Source organism: Halomonas sp. SpR1 (assembly GCF_031010175.1).
Classification (GTDB): Bacteria; Pseudomonadota; Gammaproteobacteria; order Pseudomonadales; family Halomonadaceae; genus Vreelandella.
Genome location: NZ_JAUAMB010000041.1, coordinates 22720 through 41854, shown reverse-complemented (window position 1 = coordinate 41854; position 19135 = coordinate 22720). Strand labels below are relative to the sequence as shown.

Below are 19135 nucleotides of genomic sequence, written 5' to 3'. Positions count from 1 at the left end.
GTCGGCTAGCACTTCCCCTTGCCGGGCGTGCAGGGGACTTTCACCCCCAAGTCATCCTGAGGCACCACCCCCAGGAACAGCGCCTGTCAAGGCGCTGCGCGCCATGCCTGGCGCACGACACAAAAAACCCCGCGTTTGGCGGGGTTTTCTGGTCAATCAACGCTAAGCGGTGATTGCTAACATATTAGTAAAAAGAATTAACTTTCTACTTTGATGTTAGAAGCCTGAAGGCCTTTTTTACCCTGAGTGACGTCGAAGGAAACCTTCTGGCCGTCTTGCAGAGATTTGAAGCCTTCTGCCTGAATTTCAGAGAAATGCGCGAACAGATCGTCGCCATTGTCGTCAGGAGAAATAAAACCAAAACCTTTAGTGTCGTTAAACCACTTAACGGTACCAGTTGCCATAATCAAAATCCTCGATGTTGCTCATTAAACCGGGAAATACCCGAATTGCAGTGGGTATAACAAGAGACTTTCACCAGATTTAACGCTAGAGGCGCTTCTACACTGCTGACAACGTTCGACTTGCTAACCAACTGCTGACATTGTGCGCTTAACCCCCGCCCACGTCAACACCCCCTATAAAACGCTGATTAATAGCGCTTGTCGTTAAGTGCTGTCAGCAACTTCGCCATGCTCGAGTATCCAGCCGGCTGCCTTCTCCGCAATCATCAGCGTGGGTGAGTTGGTGTTACCACTGGTGATGGTCGGCATAACGCTCGCATCGGCCACTCTCAAGCCGCTAATGCCGCGCACCCGCAGCCGTGCATCGACCACCGCCATAGCGTCATCTTCGCGGCCCATTCGCGCAGTGCCCACGGGGTGGAAAATAGTCGTGCCAATATCCCCGGCCAGCCGGGCTAGCTCATCATCGGTTTGGTACTCGACGCCAGGCTTGACCTCTTCCGGCGAGTATTTGGCAAACGCTGGCTGCTCAGCGATGCGACGGGTCACCCGCAGTGAGTCTGCCGCCACCTTGCGATCCTCTGGGGTGCTCAGGTAGTTAGGCGAAATCGCCGGGGCCTGGCGTGGGTCGCGGCTTTTAAGCCGCACAGTGCCCCGGCTGGTAGGGTTCAAATTACACACGCTGGCGGTAATCGCTGGGTAGGGGTGTAACGGCTGTCCAAAGGCTTCCAGACTTAGCGGCTGCACGTGGTACTGAATATTGGGATGCGGCTGATCTTGGGTACTGCGGGTAAAAGCACCCAGCTGCGAAGGCGCCATACTCATCGGCCCCGAGCGTTTAAGCAGGTACTCAAGGCCAATCCCCGCTTTACCCCACAGCGTGCTAGCCATGGCGTTTAGCGTTTTGCCATTGGTGATGCGATATATCGAGCGAATCTGCAGGTGATCCTGCAGGTTCTCACCGACGCCTCGAAGCTCATGGACTACCTCGACGCCGTGTTCGCGCAGCAGCTCGGCTGGCCCTACACCAGAAAGCTGCAGAAGATGCGGCGTGCCGATGGCGCCCGCGCAGAGCACTACTTCCCTGCTCGCCGCAACACGAAGGGCGCTGCCCTCACGCTCTACCTCCACGCCTGTGCATTGCAGCGTGTCTGCGCGGTTTGCAAACAACAGGCGATTTACTTGAGTGGAGTGCCATAGCGTCAGGTTGTCGCGTTTGAGCGCGGGGCGCAAAAATGCCTTGGCGGTATTCCAGCGCCAGCCCGAGCGCTGATTAACCTCAAAGTAAGCCACGCCCTCATTAGCGCCGCGGTTAAAATCGTCGGTGCGGGGTATGCCCGCTTGCACGGCAGCTTCGGCAAAGTCATCCAGCACCTGCCACTTGAGGCGCTGCTTTTCGATTCGCCATTCACCGCCGTGACCATGAAAATCCCGGTGTTTGGCATCGGCATCGCCGCCCTCATCCAGGCGGTAATGGTCTTCATGTTTGATAAAGTCGGATAGGCAGCTCTCCCAGCGCCAGGCATCATCGCCGGTGACTTCCGCCCAGTGGTCGTAGTCCCGTGCCTGGCCGCGCATATAGATCATGCCATTAATGCTTGAGCAGCCGCCCAGGGTTTTGCCCCGCGGGTAGATCAAAGAACGACCGTTCAGCCCTTTGTCTGGCTCGGTGCGAAACAGCCAATCGGTACGCGGGTTATTGATGCAATAGAGATAGCCCACCGGGATATGGATCCAGTGGTAGTTATCGCGACCGCCCGCTTCGATCAATAGCACCTTGTTATTAGGGTTGGCGCTTAATCGATTAGCCAGCAGGCACCCGGCGGTGCCTGCTCCTATCACGATATAGTCGAAGTTCTTGGTATCGTCGACACTGTTATTAATTGGCGCTGGCATGCGTTGGCTCCCATAACGTGTAGGTGTTACTTCGCCGTAGGCATCACAAACTCAGCACCTGCGTCGATGGAGTCTGACCAGCGCTGCATGATGGATTTCTGCTTGGTGTAGAAGCGCACGCCCTCTTCGCCATAAGCGTGGGTGTCGCCAAACAGCGAGCGCTTCCAGCCACCAAAGCCATGCCACGCCATGGGTACCGGAATAGGCACATTGATGCCCACCATGCCGACCTGAATGCGGCGACCAAACTCCCGCGCCACCGTGCCGCTTTCGGTAAAGCAGCTAACGCCGTTGCCAAACTCGTGATCATTAATCAACTGGATCGCGGTAGCAATATCCGACACCCGCACGCAGACCAGTACCGGGCCAAAAATTTCTTCTTTGTAGATCGTCATATCAGGGGTGACGTTGTCGAACAGCGTGCCGCCCATCCAGAAGCCTTCAGCGCAGTCTTCCCCTGCCGATGCAGCATCAAAACCGCGGCCATCGACCACCAGTTCGGCGCCTTCCGTCACGCCTTTTTCGATATAGCCGGTAATCCGTTGATGAGCCTCACGGGTCACAATGGGACCCATTTCCGCATCCAGCTGCATACCATCTTTTACTTTCAGCGCCTTGGCACGTTCAGCCAGGGCAGGCACGACTTTATCCGCCACTTCGCCGACCAATACCGCCACGCTAATCGCCATGCAGCGCTCACCGGCAGAGCCGTAAGCGGCGCCAATCAAGGCATCGACAGCTTTATCCAAGTGCGCATCCGGCATCACCACCATATGGTTTTTAGCCCCACCGAGGGCTTGAATGCGCTTGCCATTGCGGGCACCGCGCTCGTAGATCAAGTTGGCAATCGGCGTAGACCCTACAAACGACAGCGCCTTAACGTGTGGGTGATCGATAAGGGCTTCCACCGAGTCTTTGTCACCCTGCACAACGTTAAACACGCCATCGGGCAGGCCCGCCTGCTTCAGCAGGTCGGCCATCAGCAGCGAAGCGCTGGGGTCGAGCGGGCTGGGTTTCAAAATAAACGTATTACCCGCGGCAATCGCCAGCGGGAACATCCACATCGGCACCATGGCCGGGAAATTAAACGGCGTTATACCAGCGACGACGCCTAACGGCTGGCGCGTCGTCCAGTTATCGATCCCGGTGCTCACTTGTTCGGTGTAATCGCCCTTTAACAACTGCGGAATACCGCAGGCAAATTCAACAATATCGATACCGCGGGCCACTTCACCCTGGGCATCGGTGAATACTTTGCCGTGCTCTTTGGTGATCGCTTCGGCTAGTTCATCTTTATGGGCGTTCAGCAATTCCAAAAACTTGAACATTACCCGGGCGCGGCGAATGGGCGGCGTATCTGCCCAGGCTGGGAAAGCCGCTTGGGCGGCCTCTACCGCGGTATTAACATCCACCGGGGAAGCCAATGATACGCGGCCAGTAACGCGGCCAGTGGCGGGGTTGAATACATCCTGGGTTTGAGACGAGTCACCAGCGGTAACCTGGCCATTAATAAAGTGCTGAATCGCTGTTGTTGTCATGGGAGTACCTGTTTTAAGAACGCATGTTGGGGGCTTGTGCAGAATGCTTACTTTCAGCCTAGCCTACTGGGCCCAGCGAACGGATCAATTGAGTTATTCAAAAGCCAGTTATAAGCTCTGTTAATATCAGCGTTCTATTTGAGGCCTATCATGCAGGACTACGCCACACTGCGCGCCTTCGTGGCCGTTGCACGAACGGGCAGCGTGTCACGCGCCGCTGAGCAGCTACACCTGACGCAACCCGCCATTAGCCTAAAGTTGAAGCAGCTACAGGCGAACTTGGGCCTCACGCTGTTCAGCCGCCGCCCCCAGGGGCTTGCCTTGACGACCGATGGCCACGCGCTGTTACCCGCCGCTGAAAAAGCCCTGGCCAGCGCCCAGGCGTTTGAGCAAACCGCCGGAACACTGCACAGCACGCTGCGCGGCAAGCTCTCAATCGGCACCATTGTCGACCCGGAATTCCTCCGTCTGGGGGCCTTTTTAAGCCGCCTAATGGCCCGTGCGCCGCAGTTGGAAACCGAGCTTCAGCATGGCATGAGCGGGAGCGTGCTTAACCGCGTGGAACAGGGTGATTTAGATGTCGGCTTTTACCTGGCGCCGCCCGGCGACGGCCCTGGCCTAGCCTCTGGCAAAGGGCATGCGGCGCTGGCCTGGCGTGAGCTAACGCATTTTCACTACCATGTGATTGCCCCTGCAGGCTGGGAAAACCGGCTTATGGATACCCGTTGGGAGCACCTGGCGACGCTGCCGTGGATTGTCACCCCCCAAAATTCCGCCCACCATCGGCTGTTAAAACAGGCGCTTGGGCCAAGCGGCGCAGTGCCCAATCGGGTGGCCCAGGTTGATCAAGAGGCCTGCATGCTTGACCTGGTTCGCGCAGGCGTTGGCCTAAGCCTGGCCCGGGACGCCCTGGCGATGACCGAGCGCCAGGAGAGTGGTCTAGCCGTAGCCGACAACATTCGCCTACCCTGCGCATTGAGCTTTATCTGGCGCCACGACAGCGCCAACGAGCCGCCGGTGAAAGCTGCGCTAAGCACACTGGATGAGGTATGGCCACACCGTCCCGGCTAGCTTGTAAGAGAACAACTGTAAGAGAATGGCTGTAGAGCCATGGCTGTAAGGAAATCGCGTCTCAAGCTACTAATCTACTCAATAACAAGCAATGACTCGCCACCACCACTGGAGTACCAACATGACCCGACTTCCGCTCTTGCGCCCTTTAACACTGTGGATCATGGCAGTTGTAGGCTTCGCCAGTGCACCACTTTACGCCCAATCGTCTCAAGACCAATCATCTCAAGACCAACCCTCTCAAGATCAGGCATCTCAAGAGCATGCCAATGCAGAGGCGACGTTTGCCGGTGGCTGCTTCTGGTGCATGGAACCCCCTTACGACAACCAACCCGGCGTCAGTGCCACCATTTCCGGCTATATCGGCGGCGAGCTTGAAAACCCCAGCTATGAAGATATCTCCCGAGGTGGCACGGGCCACGCTGAGGTGGTGCAAATCGAGTACGACTCTGAACAGATCAGCTACGCGCAGCTACTGGAAATCTTCTGGCGCAATATCGACCCCTTTGCCGTTGACCGCCAGTTCTGCGACGTGGGCGATCAGTACCGTTCGGCGATCTTCTATCACAATGACGAGCAGCGCGAACTGGCCGAAGCGTCCAAAGCAGAAATGGAGGCGCGTTTTGACCGGGACATTGCCACACAGATTGTTCCGGCCACAACCTTCTGGCCTGCCGAGGAGTACCACCAGGATTATTATCAAAAGAACCCCGTACGCTATAAATTTTACCGTTACAGCTGTGGTCGTGATGGTCGCCTGGAAGAAGTCTGGGGTGAAGAAGCCGGTGGGCCTACGTTTGAATAGCGGGTGAACAATATGCTCTAACGCCAGCGCCGCTGCTTTTTCACTAACGTCGACTGATCGATTCCCAGCACAGCGGCTGCCGCGCGTGTCGTGCCATGCTTGGCAAGCGCTTGTTGAATGAGTTGCTGCTCAAATCGTTTAACCTGCTGTCGAAGATCACCACTCACGGGCTCTAAACTAAGGGGCTGAGCGGGAAATATCTCACTCGGCAGCGTAGTGGTAGTGATCTCGTCCTCTACAGCCGTGACGGCTAAGCGCTCGGTTAAATTGATCAGCTCGCGGATATTACCAGGCCATGAGTAGTTCGAAAGTAATTCCAACGCCTCGGGGTTCCAGCGCCTTTTAACATCGTGCAACTGATTAAAGTGATCTAGGTAATAATTCAGTAATGGGATTACCTCATCGCGACGTTGCCGCAAAGGGGGTAACCATAGCGGCACCACGCTTATGCGATAAAAGAGATCCTCACGGAAGCACCCTTTCTTAACCTGTTCGTTTAAATCCTGATGGGTCGCGGTAATCAGGCGCACATTAGTCTTACGAAAAACTGTCCCGCCTACTGGCAAATAGCGGTTTTCTTCCACCACCTTGAGTAGCTTCACCTGCAACGCGAGAGGAAGGTCGCCGATTTCATCAAGAAAAAGCGTGCCACCATGGGCCACATCCAATAGCCCCTGCTTACCTCTTGGCGTAGCCCCGGTAAACGCCCCGGGGGCATAACCAAACAGTTCCGCTTCCAGCAACCCTTCCGGAAATGCCGCACAGTTAAGCTCCAAAAACGGCCCTTCCGCACGGTCACTCTGCTGATGGATATAGCGCGCTAACAGCGTTTTACCAGTCCCCGTTTCCCCTTGAATCAGGATCTTCGCGGTTGATTTCGCCACTCGCTTAGCAAGCGCAAAGCAGGGTTCCGTTTGCTGGCTGGTGATCACCCCAGGCGCACTCAGTGACGTTATCTCAGGTACTTTATACGCCTCGCGAATGCGCTGGATTTGCTCCAACTGCTCCTGGGCGTGTTTCGCCAGCAGCAGTTCGGTAATATCACGCACACTGGTAATCACGTAGGCAATCGAGCCATCAGCACTGAACATGGGCGTACCGGTCACAACGATCTTGCGACTGCCATGAATTGTCTGCACCAGCGTAATCGGGCGGCGTTCCCGGATAACTTCCAATGAGGCTGACTTAGAAATAAACCCCGCCTTCACCAAGTCAGCCATATGAAAGCCCACTACCTCCGCTCGAGAAATACCCGTGATACGTTCGTAAGCTTTATTGATCGTCACCGTAATACCATTGGCGTCGGTGATATAAACACCATCATGCAATGCATCCAGAAATGAACGTAATGGCTCTTGGTCAAAGCCAGACGCATCAACGCTCTCAGCCTCCGCCGAGGGTTTAATGCCTGTTACGCGATAACGCATACACTTACCCACCAGCTGGCCTAATGCCGCATTGCGCTGCGCCTCTTCAATATCAGTGCGGGTTAATACCCCTATCACCTGGCCCTGGGTATCAAATACCTCCACCGCATCCGTACCGTGCAAATCAAATAGTGGTAGCGCGGCTTCCAACGAAAGGCACTCTTCGATACGTTGCATAACAGCTCCCCTGATAGACCGCGCCTACCGCTTTCACGGTAGACGCTGGTTCTCAATCCAATAGCGTTTAAGCACTATAAAGGCAGAGTCTGTTATTTGCGCAAAGGCACCTCTGGTTCAGGATCAGTCTGTGGTAGCGATGCCTCATCCCAATCCTTCACGAAAGTTTTATCCACCTCGCCTGAGAAGAAGCGTTTGCCGTAAATTAACGCGCAGAGCAAGATACCTACCGCAAAAGCCCAGGTAGCCCCTTTAATGACGAGCATGGCAGCAATAATGCCCGCGATACCCAAGTCACGCTGGCTGCGTGCCTCCATAATGCCAATACGCACACTAACGTAACCCTGAATCAACAGCGTCAGCGCCAGCGCAATCCCCAGGATGGGCTCCACCAAGCTCACAATCGGTAACAGCAACAAACCGGTATTCGTCCCCCAGCGGAATGAACCCGAGCCGCCGAAGATAGAGTTCATCGCCGCTTTGCCCTGCTTGTAACGCTCCACCGTTACCACATGCATTGCAGCCCACAGCGGGCCACACATCACCACATCAGGGCCTAAAATACTCATCCCGAAATTACGCCCACCAAAAATCATGTGCGCCCGGTTGGGGCTATAGTCAATTTTTTCGTCTTGGCGCTTTTCGTCAGCTTCTTCCAGCAACGCCTTGCTTTGCAGCACATCGCCAAACAGCACAATGTAAGCGGCGATAACCGTAGGTAGCGCAGTCAAAAACATCGTCAGGGGCGGTAAGCCAACGCCGAACACCGTGTATTCGCTAAACATCAGCGCGAAATCAGGCTGGCTAAATCCCCACTCCACATCAGGCCACGGCGCTTCACCAAACAGTGGAGCCACAATGATTGCCAGTACAATAATGGGGAAAATACCCAACTTACCGATCGCGCCCCAAAGTCCGCCCTGCGCTTTCAACTGATTAAAGTGCCGAGAAAAAATCAGATAAAACGCAACGCCTACGGCAATCGCAATGGTAAACGGGTACTGCTCAAAACGGCCACCCTCATCAAACACCACGACAATGGCCGCTAGCCCAGCGCCCATAATAACCCCTGCTTTAATAGCAGACGGAATCAGCCGCACCACTTTACTCGCCATGCCCGTTACCCCAAGCCCAAGGGCAAGAATCCCCAGCAGCATCTGGAAGGCAATCAGCGCATGAACTCTGTCTACCCCCTCTGGAAAGGTTGAGACATAAGCCATCAACAAAGGAATAGCAGGGGTAATCCACCCAGGAATGACCGGGTCGCCCAGCAGGTGATGCATCAAATAGAGCAGACCATTTAAAATCACAATAGCCAGAGCCGCCTCAAATGGTATACCTAATAGCTGCATCATTAATGGAATGGCAGCAAGATCCACCGCACACATCAATAGCCCTTGCAGGTAATCAGGCAGTTCAAAACGGTAATGGTAAAATGGCAGGCGTAGCTTAAATGGCCCTAACGGGGTGTACGGGCTCTCTTCACCGTCGACGCGATGTTTCCAAGCGCTCATGGCATGGACTCCTGTTTTAAAGTTGTTAGTGTTTTTAATAGGTGTGCTTATATAAGCGATTGTCTTTATTAGACTTTAATAAGCAGCACGATAAATCGCTTCAATATCCGCCTGGGTTAACACACGCGGGTTATTGCGCAGCAGGCGTTCAACGTTAATCGCCTCGGCGGCCAGTTCAGGAATGGCAGATTCAGGTATATCAAACGAACGCAAGCCGGAAGGGATGGCCACATCGGCGCATAGTTTATGCATGCGCTTAATGACGGCATCTGCTACTGCATCATCAGAAAGTTCAACGACGGGTTCGTCAAAGGCCACCGCAATGCCGCGAAAGCGCTCCACGCACGCCAGCTTGTTCCACTCCATAACGAAGGGCAGCAAGAGCGCATTGGTCACCCCATGAGCCAATTGGTAACGCCCACCTAGCGGGTACGCCAACGCATGCACCGCCCCTACACCAGCATTACCAAATGCCAGCCCCGCCAGCAGACTACCGGTGGCCATATCCTCGCGGGCTTGCAAATGGTTTGGGTTGGCAAACGCCTTTGGCAGCGCATGCACAATCAGATTCATGGCCTTTACTGCCAATGCATCGGTGATGGGTGTAGCAAAGTTTGAAAGGTAGGCTTCCACCGCGTGCACCAGCGCATCTACCCCACTAGCCGCCGTGACAGAACGCGGGCAGCTCAACGTCAGCTCAGGCGCCACAATAGCGACATCAGGCAGTAAGCAATCACTTACGACACCTTTCTTCATTTGCTGGGCTTTATCCGACAAAATCGCAATATTAGTCACTTCAGAGCCTGTGCCCGCCGTGGTGGGCATGGCTATTAAAGGTATTTTGCGTTGGGCAACTTTATTCTCACCAAATAACTCTTCAAGCGGGCCCTCGTACTGCGCATATACCGCTACGCATTTAGCGATATCCATCGCACTGCCACCGCCTACGGCGATTACGCTATCGTGCTGGCCAGCAATAAAAGCCCGGGTGCAGAGTTCAACAATTTCCACTTCCGGCTCGGGCGTTACCTGATCAAACACCTCGTAGGGCACATTGAGCGCCATAAGCTGTTCAGTGACGATCTCCAGCGTGCCTGAAGCCACCACACCGCTGTCGGTAACAAGCAATGGGCACTTCATTCCCAGCGATTGAACGTATGGCTGCAACTGCTGTGCAGCCCCATGGCCGGTAATCAACTTACCGGCACTTTTAAAGCTGCTCACTTGATTAGGGTTACTTAACTGCATTTGCCGTTTCCTATCAGCGTTTTATTGGTTGTTTTACCAGCGCCGTCATCACTCAAGTGATAACACTGGACACCTCTTGCTTAGCAAACGTCATGCCAATCACCAAAAACCCATAAGCAACTGATTAAAAACAAGAAATAACTTGAACAAAAAAAAGGGAAGAGCAATGAAAGCAAAAATTCATCGAAATCAGCCGCCTTGATGACAATATGCATCAACATCAGTGGATATCAGCTCAACCATTTGGCTTGGCGCTGGACAACTCGCGTGTTCACGACTACTAACTGCCTGAGCGTTAAAGGCTCACATTAACTCCATGAACAAGACTTGGAACTGATCGCTCTTACTGCTGCCGGATAGGTAACAGCAATGTTATGCATGGTCGTTCTTTTTGTACTACAGTGACCATGCACTAGTAATAGACCGGTCGATTAGGCGCCCTGGAGATGGACGCTTTGACCTAACGTTGATCTATAGATAGGAGATCTTATGAGCAACAGTATCAAGACGATTAACCCCACCAATGGTGAAACCCTCGAAACCTACGCGTTGATGAGCAGCGCAGAAGCCAAGCAGGTAGTAGACGACTGCTACGAGGCGTTTCTCGATTGGCGCCTGGAGTCTCTGGAAAGCCGCGCCAAAACGGTCAAAGCCATTGGCCAAGCGCTGCAAAAGCATAAAGACGAGCTTGCCGACCTGATGGTCAAAGAGATGGGCAAACTGCCTTCTGAGGCCCGCCAGGAAGTGGACTTGTGTACCGGCATCTGTGACTACACCGCAGAACATGGCCCCAAAAAGCTAGCCGACGAAGAGCGCCAACCTGGCAACGGCGAGCGTGGCTTTGTGACCTACTCACCCATGGGTGTGATCTACGGCATTCAGCCCTGGAATTTCCCGGCGTATCAGGTGATCCGTTACTCCATCGCCAATATTATGGCGGGTAATGGCGTGCTGCTAAAACACGCTGAAAACGTGACCGGTAGCGGTCTGCTGCTGGAAAAAATCTACCGCGAAGCGGGTCTTCCGGAAAACGTCTTCCGTACGCTGGTGATCTCTCACGATGTTTCTGATGAGGTGATTGCTCATTCTGCGGTACGTGGCGTAACGCTCACAGGTAGCGATGGCGCAGGCCGTAAAGTCGGCGCTAAAGCCGCTGAGAACCTGAAAAAGACCGTGCTTGAGCTGGGTTCTAACGACGCTTATCTGGTACTCGATGACGCCGATATGGATGTGGCCATCGACACCTGCGTACAGGGGCGCGTCTACAACGGTGGGCAAACCTGCGTCGCGGCCAAGCGTTTTGTGGTCACTGACAAGAACTACGAGACGTTTAAAAAGCGCTATGTAGAACGCATGCAGTCGCTTAAAGCGGGTGACCCGACCCAAGAAGATAGCGACTTGGGCCCGATGGCTCGCGTTGATCTACGCGACGATCTTCATGAACAGGTTGAAGAGAGTGTGCGCAAAGGCGCTAAGATTCTCTGCGGTGGTGAAAAACCATCCGGTAAGGGCGCGTTTTACCCAGTCACCGTGCTGGATAACGTTACCCCCGGTCAGCCCGCCTATGACGATGAGCTGTTTGGCCCCGTCGCTGCGCTGATTCGTGCCAAGGATGACGAAGACGCCATGCGCATTGCCAACGACAGCCGTTACGGTCTGGGTGGCGGCATCATCTCTAAAGATGTGAAACGCGCCACCGAGCTTGCCAGTAAGTACTTTGACACCGGCATGGTGTTTATCAATGGCTTTGGCGTTGCTACGCCGGAAATGCCCTTTGGCGGCGTTAAAAACTCCGGCTACGGCCGCGAACATGGTGGCTTCGGCATGCACGAGTTCGTCAACGCCAAGTCGGTGATTGTCGTTCAAGAGTAATGCGTTAATCACTCACAACCGTAAGTAGTCGTCAAAATAGAGCGCCGCTAGCTTTACATTAGGTTAGCGGCGCTTTTTTCTTCCCACTCTTTTAAGTGCGATGAGTTTAAGCGCGATGAGACGCCCAGTGCCGCCAAAGTTTTAACACGAGCGCCATCACCAGCCAGGTCGCCAGCGCAGCAATCACATCGTCTAACACGATGCCAAAACCGCCATGAACATACTCTGCCAGATGAATCGGCGGCGGCTTCAATCCATCGAAAAATCGGTAAACACCAAACGCTAATGCCATTACCAGCGGATTGCGTGCTGCTTGCAGCCCGATAACCGCCAGCGGGAACGCCACATACTCATCGGCGACGATGCTGCCATGGTCTACAACCGCAAACTGTTGCGAGGCGAAGTGGCACACGGGAACAGCGAGCGCTATTAGAGCCGCTATGATAGCGCCCTGCTGCCCAAGCGGGCGTCCAAATAACCACCACGCCAGCGGTATGCCCAATAATGAACCAAACGTGCCTGGCGCAATGGGCGCAAGCCCTAAACCAAATCCAATCGCTACCCAGAAATTAACCGTTTCCAGCATTAACCAGCCTGCTGCGCTTGGCGCTCAAGTTCCGCGGTCATCTCTTTGGGTAAATTGAGGGCACTGCCCAATTGATCTAGCCAGGCGCGCTCCATGGGGTTCTGCTCGTCGGTCACGGCAACGCTGATCAGGTACATTTCGCGGGCCGCCTGGGGGGAGTCCGCTTCACGAGCCAGCGCCTGGGCGTCCAGCGGCGCTTTTAGCTGCTGCTCCACCCAGTTATGCATCTCCTGGTCAGCCCCTAAAGCGTCGATCTGTTCGGTAATCAGCGCCTGCTCCTGTTCATCAATATGGCCATCGGCCCGGGCGGCCATAATCATCGCCTGGAGTAGCTCAAGGCTTCTCCGCTCCTGATACTCGCCGCTAAGTACTTCTACCCGCTCGCCTTCCGATGCGTTTTGGGTAGCACTCTGTTGAGTATTGCCATTTTTTGCCGCCTGGGAGCTCTGCCACGCTTTCCACGCCAGCACGCCTACCCCAGCAATGGCACCATACTTCAGCGCTTTACCCCCCATGCTGCGGCCGCGCTTGGAGCCGACCAACATGCCCATGGCGCCGCCGCCAAGCAGGCTTTTCATATCAAAACCGCTGGAGGAGCCGCCACCTTGACTGCTGCCACCGCCCAACTGCTTTGAAAGCCCGCTCAGCATACCTTTAACATCGACCCCGCTGCTGCTACCGCCCTTCTGGCTACCGCCAGCTTGCTGCATCAACTGCTGTAAAATCTTGCTTGCGTTCATCCTTGTACTCCTAGGTAGATAATATCTTTAGGGCCCGTTTGCCAGACAACTTAGCTTATAAAACATTCTATATGAACGCAGCATGAACTAGCGCCACGCCAGTCCTTACAAAAGTGCGCCCTTTACCTCCACCGAGCTACCGTGGCGGCTGGCACGCACCTCTATACGGACTGGCATTTGCTCTTTGAGTTCGCTGACGTGGGAGATCACCCCGATCATGCGGCCGCCCATTTGCAACTCGCTGAGCATGGCGATGGCTTGATCCAAGGCATCTTGATCCAGACTACCAAAGCCCTCATCGATAAATAGCGTATCCAGTTGAATGCCGCCAGCATACGCCTGCACCACATCCGACAGCCCCAGGGCCAGCGAGAGCGCTGCCATAAACGACTCCCCGCCGGAGAGCGTCGCTACCGAGCGGTTTTTGCCTGTATAGGTATCGGCTACATCAAGCTCCAGGCCTGACGCTTTATTGCCTTTTGAGGGATCTTCCCGGCGCACCAACTGATAGCGTCCGCGGCTCATGCGCACCAAACGCTCGGAGGCTTGAATCAGCACATCATCCAGCAGTACGCCCAACACAAAGCGTTGCAGGCTAATACGGTGCCCAGTGCGGCCATTGGCCACTTCGCTGAGCGTGCCCCATAGCTGGTACTGGGCTTCCAGTTCGGCCTGGGCAGCATGGGCCGCAGCAAGTTTTTGGTGAATGCCTTTGAGCATGGTTAGCCTGCCGTCAAGCGTTCGCCACGCCTCTAGCTGGGTGTTCTCTTCCGCTTGGGCAGCCTCGGTTAGCCGGGTCAACGCAGCGAGATCTGGCGGCGTTTTACCCGCCAGTTGGGTTTGGTAATTCTGCAGCGCGCCCTCCAGTTCAGCCAGGCGCTGTTGATACGTTTCGACTTGACGCGTCAGCTCTTGCTGCTGGGGGTCGTCCAACTGCGACGCCTGAAACGCCGCGTCATCTTCGAAGGGGCTGGCCTGCAGCGCTGCTTGCCACTCGGTTTGCGCCTGCTCTTGCTCCTGTTGGTGACGCTCGACGCGTTCGCTAGCACCACGTAACTGCTCTTCCGCCCGCGCCAGTTGGGTTTGGCTGGTCGAAAGGGCCTGCTGAGCGCTCTCCCAGGCTTTTTCGAGCTGGACGATTTGCTGCTCCAGCTCAGCCAGGGTTTGGCGCATCGCCGCTGGGTCGCGGGCATCTACCGGTAGCGACTGAGTCAGTTGATCACGCTGACTCTCTAGGCGCAAAGCGTTCTCTTTAGCCCTTTCAACTTCGGGTTCCTGGGCTTTAAGCTGTTTATCCAGAGTGCCCCACTCCCGGCGCAGCGCATCCCGGGCAGCGGTCTGCTGGCTAATCTCACCCTCAACCTTTTCCTGGCGCTGCACTTGGTGGTGTAAGCCTTCACAGGCTTTTTGCAGCGTTATCAGCGGCTGGTTAGCCCACTCGCCCAACTGTTGGGTCAACCGCTGGGCTTGCTCTCTGTTGTAGTTAATCTGCTGGGTTAGCTGATGGTGGTGGCGTTCGGCGCTCTGGCGTGCCTGGCGTGCCTGCTCTTGGGCCGCTCTGGCTTCTTCAACCTGCGCCTGGGTGACCAACTCGGCGCTGTTAACCGCTGGGGCTGGATGCTCCAGGCTGCCGCACACCGGACAAGGCGCATCCTGCTCCAGAGTCAGCGCTAATAGCGCGGCCTGCCCTTGGTGCCAGCGCATCTCCTGCTCAGTGGCATGGCGCTCAGCGCGTTCGGTTTCGCTTTGCTGATGGTTGAGTGCCTCCTTTGCCTGCTGTTGTTGAGCGGTTAACTCCTGCCCCTGCCGGCTGAGCTCATCCAACTCTTGGCGTTGGGCCAACAGGTGGTTATGACGGCTTAGTTCAGCGGGGGCGCTGGCCAGTTGCTGAAACTCTGTCTGTAAACGCTCCAGATTAACGCTTGTGGCTTCACCCTGCTGGCGAATGCTGTCTAGCTGCTTTTCATCACGCTTGAGCGCCCCATCCATTTGTTGCCAGACGGCCTGCGCCGTTTGAAAATGCATCTGCAACTCACTGAGCTGCTGGCCCTTCTGGATAAATTCACCCACTTGGTGGTGCCGCTCGCGTAGCGCGGGGTGTTCTGCCTGACGTTGACGTGCGGTTTCCAACGCCTGCTGCGCCTGTTCGACGTTAGTGCGCTGGGTGGCTAACGCAGCTTGCGCCTGGCGCTGCTCGGCTTGGGCGGAGGTCAACGCCTGCTGCGCTTGGTCTAGGGCAGCCCTCTGGGGGCGCAGCGCCTGGGCGTGGGTGCTTTGCGCTAAACGCTCCTTACTGCTTTCTATTTCAGCGTGTTGCTCAAGATGGCGGGCTTTATCCGCCGCTAGCGACTCCCGGGCCTCAAATTGGCGCTGCAGCGCCTGGGCTTCGTCGCGCTGCCGTTCGGCGCTACGACGCTGCTGCTGGGCGGCCTCAAAGCGTTGCCGTGCCTGTTCAACCTGGGGTGTCAGCGCCTCTTGCTCTTGCGCTAATGCGGCTTCGCTTTCCAGCTCGCCACCGGCGAGAATGCCGCTAATATGCTGGCGATGGTCATTCACCGCCCGTTCGATTTGATTGGCCTGGGTACGCAAACGCTCTTCAATACGCTGAAAAATTTGCGTTTGGAACAACTGGGAGAGAATCACCTCACGCTCTTTGGAGCCTGCCAACAGCAGTTCGCGGAATTTGCCCTGGGGCAGCACCATGACCTGACGGAATTGGTTAGCATCCAGGCCGATCAGGGTTTGCAGCTCCGTAGTGGCATCGTTGACCTTGCGCGCGACCAGGCAGGTTTCCTGCTCACCCTCCGCGCTCAAGCGCCACAGCTGAGCTTCAGCGTTATGGGTGGTGGTGCCTTCGCCGCGCGCTTTGGGGCGCTCCTGCTGGGGCACGCGCCGAACCCGGTAATCGACTCCACGCAGGCGAAAATCCAGCGTTACTTCGGTCAGCAGCGTGGCATCAGCCTGGTCACAGCGCATCTGTACAGGGTCGCGCTCATTGCCGGTGGTCTGGCCGTAAAGCGCAAAACAGAGCGCATCAAGAATCGAGCTTTTGCCGGCGCCGGTGGGGCCATTAATGAGAAACAGTGGGCTTCTGCCCAACGCGGTGAAGTCGATGGTCTCACTACCCGCAAAGGGCCCAAATGCCTGCATGGTAAGGGTTAGCGGTGTCATCCCTGAGCCTCTTCATCACGGCTAAGCTCGCCTATCAGTCTGCTTATCGCCTCGGTTTGTTGGTCGGTCATGGGCTCGCCGCTGGTCTGGGCGAAGAAGTCGCTGAACATATCCAGGGTGCTGAATTTCAGCCGCTCACGATCAAGCTGCTGACTGCCGCGGGCGTCCAGCATACCGGGCTTTTCCAAATGCAGGACGTTGGGATACACCTCGCGCAGCTTGCCCATGGGGTCGAGTATCGCGTGGCGATCGGTAAGCCGCACCAGCAGGTAGTCATCCGCGTGCGGGTCTGTTCGCCCCTGGGCGATCAAGGCATCAATCTCGCCCTCCAGTACGCGCACTTCACGGTGGGGTATCAGCGGGATCTGTTCGATCCGGCTGACGCCGGACGCGTCGATATCCACCAGCGTGACGCCTTTGCGCTGGCTGGCTTCGGAAAAGCTGTATTTGAGCAGCGAGCCGCTGTAGCGGATATGCTCACCGCCGCGATATTGCGGGCCGTGGAGATGGCCAAGCGCCACGTAATCAAAGCCTTGCATCGGCTTCCAAGCGACGCTTTCGGCACCGCCCAGGGTCAGCGGGCGCTCGGAATCAGAAGCACTGCCACCATCCACAAAGCAGTGGCTCATCAACACACAGGGGCGTGTAGGGTGGCGCTGCTCGCTAATGCACTCAACCAGATAGCGGTGAGCGGCGTCAAAATCGCGCGTATTGACATCAAACTGGCTGCGCACATGTTCGGGGTCGGCGTAAGGAATGCCGAACACATCCACCTCAACGCCCTTAATCGTTAGCGTGACGGGGGTAGCGAAATCGGCGAGATCAGAAAGAATATGCAGCCCGGCCTGGCGCAGGTGGCGGGCACCGAAGCGTAACCGTTCGGCCCCGTCGTGGTTGCCTGAGATCATGATTACCGGCAGCTTGCGCTCCTCGCAGAGCGCGTGGAGCACGTCATCCAGCAGCGTTACCGCCGCCGCGGGTGGCACCGAGCGGTCGTAGATATCGCCCGCAATCAGCACCGCATCGACATTCTCCCGGTCGATGATCTCAATGAGTTGATCGAGCACATGGCGCTGATCATCCAGCAACGAAAGGTTGTGGAACAGCCGCCCCAGGTGCCAATCGGCGGTGTGAAGTAGACGCATAACAAGCTCAACTGCAAATAGTGTAGCGGCATCATAACAACCTAATAGGGCTGCGTTTAGCGCTTGCGTTGAGCTTGTATAAAATGGGGCTACGGTGTTTTAGGTAGCTGGCGTTTATGATCGGTGCGTTGATAGGTGCGGGTAATGGTCGTGTAAGCCTGCTCGCTGACTTCCTGACCGCTAAGAAACGCATCAATTTCAGCGTAGGTGACCCCTAGTGCCTCTTCATCAGCCAATTGGGGGTTAAGGGATTCTAGATCAGCAGTGGGTAGTTTCTCGACCAGGGAGGCGGGCGCCCCCAAGGCGGCGCCGATTTCTCTTACCTGAGCTTTGGTAAGACCGGTAAGTGGCGCCAAGTCGCAAGCACCGTCGCCATATTTGGTGAAAAAACCCATCAATGCTTCCGCCGCTTGATCAGTTCCCACTACTAAACCAGATTTAGCACCCGCAACTGCATATTGGGCGACCATGCGTTGTCGCGCCTTGATATTGCCCAATACAAAGTCCCGCTGGGCAGCATCTTTAAAACTCAACCCCCCTTCTTCCAGAGAAGTTAGCATCGCATCGCTAGCAGGCTTTACATTTACATCTAACACTTCATCAGGGTCGATAAAGGTGAGTGCCTGCTGGGCATCGTCTTCATCTTTCTGCTCTCCGTAAGGCAAGCGCATAGCGTAGAACCAAGCGTCAATACCTTTATCGCGGGCTTTTTCGGCGGCTAACTGGGCTAAGCGCCCCGCGACGGTAGAATCCACACCCCCACTGATACCCAATACTAGCCCGTGCTGGCCTGTCTCTATCATTTGGCTGCAAAGGAAATCGACCCGGGCATTGATTTCATCAAGCGGCGCTATAGATGCCTTCGCTTGTAACGCTGACTGAATAAGCTGTTGCTGATCTGCTTGGTTAGTCATTGCTCGTTCTGCCTCCATGCAATGTATAGGAAATCGTTGTTACGACTCATCAACACGCGGCGCGTTACCTGCTAGCACATCACCATGTTGCTGCGGAACCATTTCCAGCGCGTAGTGGGCGGCGGCGAGACGAACCTGATTCCGGTCACCTGAGAAACGCCGCGTCTCGGTGGTTAGGAATATCTTTTGGTTATGCCGAAAGGCCCAGGCAAAGCATACCGTACCGACGGGGATTCCATCGTGCGGCTCAGGCCCTGCAATCCCCGTATTGGCCAGCGCCACATTGGCATCATTATTATTTAATGCACCCAATGCCATTTCACGCGCTGTTGCTTCACTAGTTAACCCATGGTTATCGATGGTTTCAAAACTGACGGCTAAGTAGCGATTTTTGGCCTCGGGTGAGTAAACCGCTAATCCGCAGTCTATCGATTGACCGCTGCCTGGTACTCTGGCGAGTTCGGAAACAATCAACCCCGCAGTACAAGACTCCGCTGTGGCCATTTTAAGTTCATGATTTTTCAAATACTCGCTAACTTTTTCAAGCAGCTCCATTGCTCATCTCCTTATCACACCATGAACCCCAACCTTCTTGGCGCCATTTCGGCACCATCACTTAGGCACTAT

General features: G+C 55.5%; 15 protein-coding genes. 3 read left to right on the top strand and 12 right to left on the bottom strand.

Going from position 1 to position 19135, the window contains the following annotated elements; genetic code table 11:
• Positions 1 to 197 precede the first annotated feature (197 nt).
• The 3 genes from QT231_RS20950 to QT231_RS20940 all read right to left on the bottom strand — a co-directional run bounded on the left by QT231_RS20950 (position 198) and on the right by QT231_RS20940 (position 3838).
• On the bottom strand, positions 198 to 404 hold the full coding sequence (locus QT231_RS20950; protein ID WP_146873326.1) for a cold-shock protein: 207 nt from the start codon (positions 402 to 404) through the stop codon (positions 198 to 200).
• Between the two features lie 204 nt (positions 405 to 608).
• Entirely contained in the window at positions 609 to 2300 is a 1692-nt protein-coding gene (locus QT231_RS20945; RefSeq protein ID WP_308338747.1) for a GMC family oxidoreductase N-terminal domain-containing protein, read from the bottom strand.
• Positions 2301 to 2326: 26 nt separating this feature from the next.
• Positions 2327 to 3838, bottom strand: coding sequence for a CoA-acylating methylmalonate-semialdehyde dehydrogenase (locus QT231_RS20940; RefSeq protein ID WP_308338746.1), 1512 nt, complete (start codon positions 3836 to 3838; stop codon positions 2327 to 2329).
• A 150-nt stretch (positions 3839 to 3988) separates the two neighbouring features.
• Here QT231_RS20940 and QT231_RS20935 point away from each other — a divergent pair, with 150 nt between their 5' ends.
• Together QT231_RS20935 and msrA are read left to right on the top strand one after the other, a co-directional pair.
• The gene (locus QT231_RS20935; RefSeq protein ID WP_308338745.1) at positions 3989 to 4909 is read left to right on the top strand and encodes a LysR family transcriptional regulator; all 921 of its coding nucleotides are present in this window, start codon (positions 3989 to 3991) and stop codon (positions 4907 to 4909) included.
• Between the two features lie 121 nt (positions 4910 to 5030).
• Complete coding sequence (msrA, locus tag QT231_RS20930; RefSeq protein WP_308338744.1) at positions 5031 to 5714, top strand: peptide-methionine (S)-S-oxide reductase MsrA; 684 nt, start codon at positions 5031 to 5033, stop codon at positions 5712 to 5714.
• 17 nt (positions 5715 to 5731) lie between these two features.
• Here msrA and QT231_RS20925 read toward each other — a convergent pair whose 3' ends face one another.
• From QT231_RS20925 to QT231_RS20915, 3 genes are all read right to left on the bottom strand, one after another.
• Complete coding sequence (locus tag QT231_RS20925) at positions 5732 to 7318, bottom strand: sigma 54-interacting transcriptional regulator (protein ID WP_308338743.1); 1587 nt, start codon at positions 7316 to 7318, stop codon at positions 5732 to 5734.
• 92 nt (positions 7319 to 7410) lie between these two features.
• The gene (locus QT231_RS20920; protein ID WP_308338742.1) at positions 7411 to 8832 is read right to left on the bottom strand and encodes a hypothetical protein; all 1422 of its coding nucleotides are present in this window, start codon (positions 8830 to 8832) and stop codon (positions 7411 to 7413) included.
• A 75-nt stretch (positions 8833 to 8907) separates the two neighbouring features.
• Positions 8908 to 10080, bottom strand: coding sequence for an iron-containing alcohol dehydrogenase (locus QT231_RS20915; protein WP_308338741.1), 1173 nt, complete (start codon positions 10078 to 10080; stop codon positions 8908 to 8910).
• Between the two features lie 489 nt (positions 10081 to 10569).
• Here QT231_RS20915 and QT231_RS20910 point away from each other — a divergent pair, with 489 nt between their 5' ends.
• Positions 10570 to 11952, top strand: a complete 1383-nt coding sequence (locus QT231_RS20910; protein ID WP_308338740.1) for an NAD-dependent succinate-semialdehyde dehydrogenase — start codon at positions 10570 to 10572, stop codon at positions 11950 to 11952.
• A 106-nt stretch (positions 11953 to 12058) separates the two neighbouring features.
• Here QT231_RS20910 and QT231_RS20905 read toward each other — a convergent pair whose 3' ends face one another.
• The 6 genes from QT231_RS20905 to QT231_RS20880 all read right to left on the bottom strand — a co-directional run bounded on the left by QT231_RS20905 (position 12059) and on the right by QT231_RS20880 (position 19063).
• A complete protein-coding gene (locus QT231_RS20905) occupies positions 12059 to 12538 on the bottom strand; it encodes a phosphatidylglycerophosphatase A (RefSeq protein ID WP_308338739.1) in 480 nt (159 codons plus the stop codon).
• A complete protein-coding gene (locus QT231_RS20900; protein ID WP_308338738.1) occupies positions 12538 to 13278 on the bottom strand; it encodes a tellurite resistance TerB family protein in 741 nt (246 codons plus the stop codon). Before QT231_RS20900 ends, QT231_RS20905 begins: the two co-directional genes overlap by 1 nt.
• Before the next feature lie 105 nt (positions 13279 to 13383).
• Positions 13384 to 16449 carry an SMC family ATPase gene (locus QT231_RS20895; protein WP_308338737.1) on the bottom strand — a complete coding sequence of 1022 codons (3066 nt, stop codon included), beginning with the start codon at positions 16447 to 16449 and terminating at the stop codon, positions 13384 to 13386.
• Positions 16446 to 17594 (bottom strand): exonuclease SbcCD subunit D, encoded by a 1149-nt coding sequence (locus tag QT231_RS20890; protein WP_308338736.1) that lies wholly within the window; start codon positions 17592 to 17594, stop codon positions 16446 to 16448. Before QT231_RS20890 ends, QT231_RS20895 begins: the two co-directional genes overlap by 4 nt.
• An 89-nt stretch (positions 17595 to 17683) precedes the next feature.
• A complete protein-coding gene (gene nadE, locus QT231_RS20885) occupies positions 17684 to 18508 on the bottom strand; it encodes an ammonia-dependent NAD(+) synthetase (protein ID WP_308338735.1) in 825 nt (274 codons plus the stop codon).
• 39 nt (positions 18509 to 18547) lie between these two features.
• Complete coding sequence (locus QT231_RS20880) at positions 18548 to 19063, bottom strand: CinA family protein (protein WP_308338734.1); 516 nt, start codon at positions 19061 to 19063, stop codon at positions 18548 to 18550.
• Between the last annotated feature and the right edge of the window lie 72 nt (positions 19064 to 19135).